Here is an 8,849-nt window from a genome sequence, read left to right as displayed (position 1 = left end):
ATCCAAATGGCATGCTCATTAGGCTCAATTCCGAAAACCTCATCAGAAAGTTCTACTTCCTTACCGGTTTCTTTACCTTCTTTGCTTATTACTTTTAACTTCATTTTAGATTTCTATTTTTTCGATGTCGTTAGAATTCGACCTTATTATTATTTATGTAATGTTACTACTGAATTTTTAGGACCCGGTACTGAACCAGAAACTAAAATCAGATTCTTATCAGACATAACTTTAAGAACTTTCAAGTTTTGAATAGTGATATTGGTATTACCCATTCTACCACCCATCTTCAAACCTTTAAAAACTCTTGCAGGATAAGAACAAGCACCAATAGAACCAGGGTGACGAGCTCTGTTATGCTGACCGTGAGTTGATTGACCCACACCACCAAAACCATGTCTCTTAACAACACCTTGGAAACCACGTCCTTTTGTCTTTCCGCTTACATCCAAAAATTCACCTTCAGCAAATACGTCTTCTACCTTGATGACATCACCAAGATTAAACTGAGCCTCAAATTCTTTGAATTCTACTAACTTTCTTTTAGGAGTAGTGTTAGCTTTTTTGAAGTGACCTTGAAGAGCCTTAGTAGTACGCTTCTCTTTCTTCTCTCCATAACCCAACTGTATAGCTTTATAGCCATCAGTTTCCTGAGTTCTTATTTGAGTGACTACACATGGGCCAGCCTCAATAAGTGTACAAGGAACGGCAGCACCACCTTCAAAGATGGTCATCATGCCAATTTTTTTTCCGATAATTCCAGACATCGTCTTATTTTATTTTCGCTTTAAAATTCTCTATTCTCTCAAACGGGGTGCAAAAATGATACTTTCTGCCCTCTTATCCAAGCGAATATGAGTAAAAATTATAATATCAGAGGTTGACAACGAGTCAACATGAACTTTGCATCTCAAACCTTTTCAGGTAAGCCGCCATTTAAGGGTGACAACTTGTTACCTTGAGATGATTTCCCAAATTTTCTTACACGCGAATCGGAGACTGTTTAAATACTTAAAAAAGAATTCTTACATCTTTTTCTCACAGTCGGAATTAGAGCGGTTTCGCGAGGATGCGACTTCGCCTAATTCATTAAAAGGAGATACTCTCCGTCGTATTGAACCGCAAAGGTAGAACATTTTTCGATTTCAGAAAACATATTCCATAAAATTTTCAATATATTTTGAAACTTCATCCGAAAAATGTAAAAAAGCCTGCGATTGACTCTTAGGGCACTTTTTAAGGGACGCTAAGAAAAGACACCGCCATCTCTTTAGAACGCATATGCGTTTTTGGCAACACAGAACCATGGTGGTATCTACTCTCTGGAAAGTACTGTGCCACGTTCATTAACACTTCGCAGTCACAGTGTCCATTATGCTCCTGAAGAAACTTTATGTTTTCTGGCGTATTCAAATGATGTATTTCCAAAAAATGTTTTGTCGTTCTAAAATCCATTTCACAAGGATTCTCTGCTAATTCAGACGAAAGGAAGGCAAACATCTCTTCAAATGTATCTTGTTCAAAGGGCAATGAACCAAGTACCAACTTTTCTGGAATATCTAAAGAGCTTACCTCATTTGAAGCTGATTTAGTTTTCACAAAATAAATGTTGCCCAAAACGCTTCCAATAAGCAAGACAGACGCCGCTACCCTAAAGATGGTGGAATTTAAGACTATTGAAAAAACAGACCGTTTCTTCTTCGAAAAAATCTTATCCGAGATTTCACCTCCCAGTTTCTCTGGCGTTTTAATTTCATTCTCCAGTGCCAAATTTAGAAGAGAATCCTCTATTGCCTCATATTCCAATCTTAGCTCAAGATCGTTTTCCATAGCAGCAACCACCTTTTGTTCGATATCCTCCGAAAGTAAACCTAAAGCCAATAGCTCCAAATCTCCTTTTTCAAATTCATATTGCTTCATTATTATAATCTAATCAAAATTTTCTCTAAGCATCTTAATTGCTGCCCTAAGCCTTGTTTTCAATGTCCCTAAAGGTATTCCTAACTCCTCTGCCAGATCTACTTGGGTATAGCCTTCAAAATATATTTTACTAACTATTTCCTTTAATTCGGGTTTCAACTTTTCTACCAGACCTTTCAGCCCTATAACATCTATGGACTGGTTAGCCTGATATTTAGAATCTAAAATCCCTACGCTATTATCTCTTACGAAATTTTTAAGATTGTGGTTTTTATAATCAGCAGATCTTATCCTGTCAATCACCAAGTTTCTAGTGAGATTAGCCATCCAAGTGAAAAGTTTACCTTTTTTCCTGTCGTAGGTATCTATTTTGGACCAAATTTTAACAAATGTCTCCTGAAGTAAGTCATTAGATTCATTTTCATCTTTTAGCATCCTGACTATGATACCATAAATAGCATTGGAATAGTTTTGATAAAGAATATCAAAACCAGTCTTATCCTTCTTTTGTAGCAGTGCCAGAAGTTCGGTCTCTTCTATCTGTATGTTTTTTGTTGAGGTCGCCATTAAGGGCACCAAGATACTAGGTTTAAATGAAAAACTTACAATGGGTGAGCACAGGACAATAAAAAAGACGGGAGACAAAATCTTCCGCCTTTCTACCAATCATTTATTCAACCACTCTTACACAGACGCAAAACGCCCATGCAAAGTATTATGCATGCATAATACTTGCAAAATAAATAAAAGATTTTTGTAGAAACTATAGATTTCAAAAAATTAAATTTGTCGCTTCATAAAAATACTTCTCAATTTCGTTTAAATAATGACTCCAAAACAAGAAAATTTTGTTTTCCCTGCCGAATGGCTCACACATAGGGCCACATGGCTTAGCTTTCCCTGGAATGTGGAAACATGGGAGGATAGGCTACCAAAAATATACCCTTCTTATTTCCAGTTTATTAAAGAAATTTCAGAAAACGAAGAAGTCTGTATCAATGTCGCTAATTCGTCGGTAAGAAAAATTGTGGAGGAAGAATTAATCCAAAGGAACATACCTCAAACAAATATTAAACTCTATGATTTCCCTACCAACGATTCATGGTGTAGAGATCATGGGCCTAGTTTCGTGATTAATAAAGACCTTAAAGAAAAGGCCATCATTAATTGGGGATATAATTCTTGGGGTGGTAAATACCCTCCATTTAATGATGATAATGCAATTCCTTCGAGAGTCGCTGAAACATTAGGTTTAAAAATATATGAGCCAGGTATTATTATGGAAGGGGGATCTATTGAAGTTAATGGAGCTGGTGCACTATTGACCAGTAAATCCTGTTTATTAAACAAAAACAGAAACCCCCATCTTTCCCAAAAAGAAATAGAATCGTATCTTAGAAACTATTACGGCGTAGAACAGATACTTTGGATAGAAGATGGCATCGTAGGAGATGATACTGACGGTCACGTGGACGACACAACACGGTTTGTAAACCAAGATACGGTTTTAACGGTCATGGAGGAAAACAGACTGGATGATAACCATGCCATACTTTCAGAAAATTTGGAACAATTAAAAGCCATGAGAATGGAAAATGGCCACAAACTAAATATAATTGAATTGCCTATGCCTTCTCCCGTCATTGATCAAGGAGTCAGGCTTCCTGCATCCTATGCCAATTTTTACATTTGCAATGGCAAGGTTTTAGTTCCTACCTATCAATGCAAGAATGACGACATAGCCTTAGACATTATTCAATCATGCTTTAAAGAACGAGACATTATTGGCATAGATTCAAAAGAGATCATTTGGGGTTTAGGCAGCCTGCATTGCCTTTCTCAGCAGGAGCCCGAAGTATAATATTTGTTAAAAAGGATTCTTTTTGGCAATAAATACCGACTTTTGCGGCTTATTTAACAAAGACTTATTCTTAGGCAAAACATTTATGCCCATACAAAGATTTTTTTATTTCGTATTTCTTATTTCTGTCATAATTTCATGTAAAACTGAAAAACTAGCAACTAACAAAGCTATTTCTTCGGACAAAATACCTGAAGCTGAAAGCGTTTTGACTTTGGGTAATATTAAATATGATAGCACCAATTTCGAACACATTTTGGACTCTTATTTACTAACAGATACCAGTAAGTTTGAGGAAATCATTGACGAGATATTATTTCAAAAGAGACTTTATCTAGAAGCTTCTAATAAAGGTTATGCTGATGATAACGCTATAAACGAGGAAATAAACTCCTACTTAAGCATTGTAGCTCAAAGCTTTACACAAGATACTTCCTTGGTCAATAATCTGGCAAGAATTACTTACGAAAGAATGAAAAAAGAAGTAAACGCTTCTCACATTCTTATACCGATTTCAGAATTTGCTTCTCCAGAAGATACTGATGCCGCTTTCAAGAGAATTCTTTCTTACAAACTTATGGCTGAGCAAGGCATGCCTTTTGACTCTCTTGCTAAAGTACATTCTGGTGATATCAATACCAAAAACAATGGTGGTGAAATGGGGTGGTTTTCCGCTCTTCAGTTACTTTTCCCATTGGAAAACGCTGCTTATCAAACCAAAATTGGTCAAGTTTCTCAACCTGTACGAACTAAAGCAGGTTACCACATTTTAAAGGTTAACAATACCAGACCATTTAGTGGCAAGGCGATCGTAAAACATATTCTTAAGGCCGTTCCTAAAAACTCAGAGCCAGATTTTGATACTTTTCAAAAAAATCATATAGACTCTTTGTACACCCTAATTTTAAGAGGTGGCAGCTTTGAAGCGATATGCCAAGCAAATTCTGATGACCCCTACTCCAAAAGTAATGGTGGTCTGTTAGAATCATTTTCTATTGGTAGCCGAAAGGAAAAGAGTTTTGAAAACGCAGCATTCGGGTTAAAAATAGGTGAAGTATCAAGACCTATCAGAACAGATGTGGGTTGGCATGTGATAAAACTGATTGAAAAACAAGATTTAGAATCTTATGACAAGCTAGAGCCATTTATTGTAAAAAAAATCACGACCGATTCTAGAGGTGAATACCTTAAAGATCAGAGTTTTAAAAAGTACGAGGAACAGCTCCAGTTGCAAGAGAATTTTGAGGTATTCAATGAAATTCTAAAAACCGCTAATAAAGATATTATTGAGCGAAACTGGAAAATCAATAAAACGAATATTAAACTTCAGGTGCTATTAACGGTTGCCAGTGAGAGCTTCACCAATTTAGATTTTTATAGGTATGCAGAAGACAAGCAAACCTTTGAGAAGCAATTTGAAGATTTTACGCCAGAAATGTATTTAAGGTTCTACTATAAAGACTTTAAAACCGCTAAAGTAGAAGAGGCTATTCTAAAAAATCTTGGTAAATGGAATAAAGATTTTGCCTATATGGCCAGTGCTTATAAAGAAAACCTAGTCAATAGCAACTTTCTAAATAAGGAACTTTACGAGAAGTCTGTTTCTGATAGCCTTGGAATTCGTCAATATTACATAAAGAACTTATCTAGATATCAACTCCCAAAAAGAGCTAAGGCCACTATTATAGAAACACATCACAAAGTGTTACTAGATAAATATTTTGAAACAACCAAAGGCGAACCTCCGTATAGACTAAAAAGAGGTATTCTTCCGATATTCTTTGAGAAGAACGAAAGCCTGCTATCAGATGATATTAAGAAAAAGCTAACAGGACTCTCCATCTTATTGGATAACAATTCAAATTATGTGGTTGAAATAGGAGGACATAGAGATGTCAATGAAGAGGTCAACACTTCCTATTTAAGAATTCAGGAGGTTGTGAATTACCTTAAGAAGATTGGGGTTGGTATTACAAAAATTAGAGAATATGATTATGGTACATCAAGGCTATCGGATAGGTTTGATTGGACACAGAATCAAAGAGTTAGTTTTCAGTTTTTTACCACCCAAAAGACGGACGTCGCTCATGTGCTAAATACGGAAAGTGATAGCCTCAAAATTACCATAGGCGAGTATTACAAAGGAGAAAACGCCCTTATAGACGCTACGTCTTGGGAGCTAGGCTCTTTTGAAGCGGCTTCTGATGGCAATTTTTATAGAATTGAAATAGAGGCTATAAATCCAGCCCGTGCAAAGACTTTTAAAGAGGCTTTTGGTACTGTTGTATCAGATTATCAATCCCAGCTTAAAGAGCAACTAAAAAAGGATTTAATCGTTAAGTATCCGGCCGAACTAAATAGAAAAGAATTATTAAAACTTTATACTGATTACAAGCAAAAGAATCTGTAAAATTACATTTATGTTGAAGAAAGTATTTCTCTTATTAATATTGCCTTTCTTGGCTCAATCACAGATGGTGGGAACCAATGTGGACAAGATTATCGCTAAGATTGACAATTACTATATTTTAAGATCTGAGGTTGAGCAGCTCATTGTTCGTTCCAAAGAACAAGGTCAGGCCATTGACAAATGTCAAGCTCTAGAATCGCTTGCCGTTCAGAAACTTTTAGTCGCAAAAGCGGAGATAGACTCTGTCATTGTAGAACCGACTATGGTTGAAAATCAGCTTGATGCTAGAATGGCGGAAATGGTTAGGATATACGGAAATGAGAAGAATATTGTAGAGCAATTCAATAAGTCTTTAGAAACCCTCAAAGGTGAGGTAAGAAAGCAAGTTTCTGAACAATTAACGGCTCAGAAAATGCAAGATGCTATAACGGATGGGCTAACCGTGACTCCTCACGAGGTCAAAAAGTTCATTTCAGCTATTCCAAAGGATAGTTTACCCACCATTCCATCTGAAGTCGAGGTGGGTCATTTGGTGCGACTTGCGAAGCTTACGATATCCCAAAAGGACGAATTGGTTGATAGACTAAAAGATATCAAGAAAAAAATAGAATCGGGAGAGAAATTTGAGGCTTTAGCTGAAGAGTTCTCAGAAGATCAAGGCTCTAAAAGTTATGGCGGAGACCTAGGCTGGGCAAAAAGAGGACAAATGGTGCCTCAATTTGAAGCCACGGCCATGAGATTGAAACCCAATGAACTAAGTGATGTGGTAGAAAGTGATTTTGGATTTCACCTTATTCAATTATTGGAAATTAGGGGTCAAGAATATCATGCCAGACATATTCTGCTTAGACCAGAATATAGCAGACTAGACATGACAGATGCTACGCACTTTCTTGACAGTTTGAGAAATTTAATTGTGATAGACACCCTGAAGTTCGAAAAAGCAGTAAAACTTCACAGCGAAGACGAAAATTCAAAATATACAGGTGGTGTACTCAATGACCCTAACACGGGAAGCGATAAGATGGCCCTAGACCTTTCTATGGAGCCTAATTTATACTTCACGATAGATTCTATGAAAGTAGGTTCTATAACCCCGCCAATTGCTTATAGAACCCCTGACGGAAAAACTGGTATGAGACTTGTATATCTAAAAAAGAAGTATTCGCCTCATAAGATCAATATCAGTGACGATTATGAAAAAATTAGAGAGTTTGCTCTAATGAACAAGAGAAATATAGAAATTGAGAAATGGTTTGGTGAAGCGATTTCCGAAGTTTATATTAAAATTGATCCTGATTACAACGTTTGTAAACTATTCGAACAATAAACCCATACAATGGCAAAATTAGAATTCAAATCTGATGTAGAAGCGGCCGATGCATTAAAGCTGGCTTATGAAAAACTAAGTAAAGAAATAGCTCAGGTTATTGTTGGCCAAGAAGAGACTGTTCGTCTTCTTTTAACCGCTATATTCTGTCAAGGACATTGTCTTTTAGTGGGTGTGCCAGGTTTAGCTAAAACGCTCTTAATTCAGACTATTGCGGATGCATTAGATCTAAATTTTAATAGAATTCAATTTACGCCAGATTTGATGCCATCGGATATAGTAGGCTCCGAGACTTTAGATAACGAAAGGAATTTCCGATTTATAAAAGGTCCCGTTTTTGCCAATATTATTTTAGCAGATGAGATTAACAGAACGCCACCTAAAACGCAGTCTGCACTTCTAGAGTCTATGCAGGAATATGCTGTTACTGTAGCTGGACAGAAACATGAATTAGAAAAGCCTTTCTTTGTATTGGCAACTCAAAATCCGATAGAGCAAGAAGGTACTTACCCTCTTCCAGAGGCTCAGTTAGATAGATTCATGTTTATGGTGTATCTAGACTACCCGTCTTATGAGCAAGAGCTGGCGATTGTAAAAAGCACTACTTCTGGAAAGAAAAACAAGGTAAACGAAGTTATCTCGGCCGAGGAAATCCTCTATTTCCAAGAATTGGTAAGAAGAGTTCCAGTGGCAGATAACGTAGTAGAATACGCGGTAGGTTTAGTTCACAAAACCAGGCCCTTAACAGACCGAGCGTCAGAACAAGCTACAAACTTTTTAGACTGGGGTGCTGGACCTAGGGCCTCGCAAAATCTAATTCTTGCCGCCAAATGCAATGCTTTAATAAACGGCAAATACTCTCCAGACATTGAAGATGTAAAAGCTGTAGCTATCGCGGTTCTTAGACACAGATTAGTAAGAAATTTTAAGGCTGAAGCCGAAGGTGTTTCTATAGAAACTATTATCAATAAAATGCTTTAAACCATTCTACTTTTAAGAAAGGTTTCCAACTTCTCCAAAGGCAAGGCATTAAATGTCATGTCTTTGGTTAAGCCCGCTTTTCTGGCCACAGCCACACCATAATGCATATCCTGGAAGCCTTCTATCTTGTGAGCATCAGGATTAATAGAAAGCATGACACCCTTCTCCAAACAGTAGGGAATCCATCTCCAATCTATATCTAATCTATAAGGACTGGCATTAATTTCCATGATCACCTTATTGGCAGCACAGGCATCAATCACCTTTTTAAAATCCAGAGGATAACCTTTTCTAGAAAGCAATAATCTACCGGTAGGATGGCCTAGAATGGTCGTATAAGGGTTCTC

The 8,849-nt window shown here is 36.9% G+C and carries 8 protein-coding genes; 4 read left to right on the top strand and 4 right to left on the bottom strand.

The window, feature by feature from the left end:
• Positions 1–149 precede the first annotated feature (149 nt).
• From rplC to ACTBZY_RS13615, 3 genes are all read right to left on the bottom strand, one after another.
• Positions 150–767 (bottom strand): 50S ribosomal protein L3, encoded by a 618-nt coding sequence (rplC, locus tag ACTBZY_RS13625; RefSeq protein WP_463046889.1) that lies wholly within the window; start codon positions 765–767, stop codon positions 150–152.
• A 469-nt stretch (positions 768–1,236) separates the two neighbouring features.
• Positions 1,237–1,920: a DUF2695 domain-containing protein gene (locus tag ACTBZY_RS13620; RefSeq protein WP_463046888.1), complete on the bottom strand. Its 684-nt coding sequence runs from the start codon at positions 1,918–1,920 to the stop codon at positions 1,237–1,239.
• Between the two features lie 9 nt (positions 1,921–1,929).
• Positions 1,930–2,487 carry an RNA polymerase sigma factor gene (locus ACTBZY_RS13615; RefSeq protein ID WP_463046887.1) on the bottom strand — a complete coding sequence of 186 codons (558 nt, stop codon included), beginning with the start codon at positions 2,485–2,487 and terminating at the stop codon, positions 1,930–1,932.
• Positions 2,488–2,746: 259 nt separating this feature from the next.
• On the opposite strand from ACTBZY_RS13615, the gene ACTBZY_RS13610 reads away from it, so the two are divergent.
• The 4 genes from ACTBZY_RS13610 (at position 2,747) to ACTBZY_RS13595 (ending at position 8,502) form a co-directional block, all read left to right on the top strand.
• Positions 2,747–3,781, top strand: coding sequence for an agmatine deiminase family protein (locus ACTBZY_RS13610; protein WP_463046886.1), 1,035 nt, complete (start codon positions 2,747–2,749; stop codon positions 3,779–3,781).
• Between the two features lie 85 nt (positions 3,782–3,866).
• Entirely contained in the window at positions 3,867–6,191 is a 2,325-nt protein-coding gene (locus ACTBZY_RS13605) for a peptidylprolyl isomerase (protein ID WP_463046885.1), read from the top strand.
• Between the two features lie 10 nt (positions 6,192–6,201).
• Positions 6,202–7,521 carry a peptidylprolyl isomerase gene (locus ACTBZY_RS13600; protein ID WP_463046884.1) on the top strand — a complete coding sequence of 440 codons (1,320 nt, stop codon included), beginning with the start codon at positions 6,202–6,204 and terminating at the stop codon, positions 7,519–7,521.
• 9 nt (positions 7,522–7,530) lie between these two features.
• Complete coding sequence (locus tag ACTBZY_RS13595) at positions 7,531–8,502, top strand: AAA family ATPase (protein WP_463046883.1); 972 nt, start codon at positions 7,531–7,533, stop codon at positions 8,500–8,502.
• On the opposite strand, the gene ACTBZY_RS13590 is transcribed toward ACTBZY_RS13595, so the two are convergent.
• On the bottom strand, positions 8,499–8,849 hold a 351-nt coding region (locus ACTBZY_RS13590; protein WP_463046882.1), incomplete at its 5' end, for a PHP domain-containing protein. The two genes, ACTBZY_RS13595 and ACTBZY_RS13590, sit on opposite strands and share 4 nt — an antisense overlap.

Source organism: Arcticibacterium sp. (assembly GCF_055134445.1).
The sequence above is the reverse complement of the archived record's forward strand: the minus strand, read 5'-3'. Positions and strand labels throughout refer to the sequence as shown.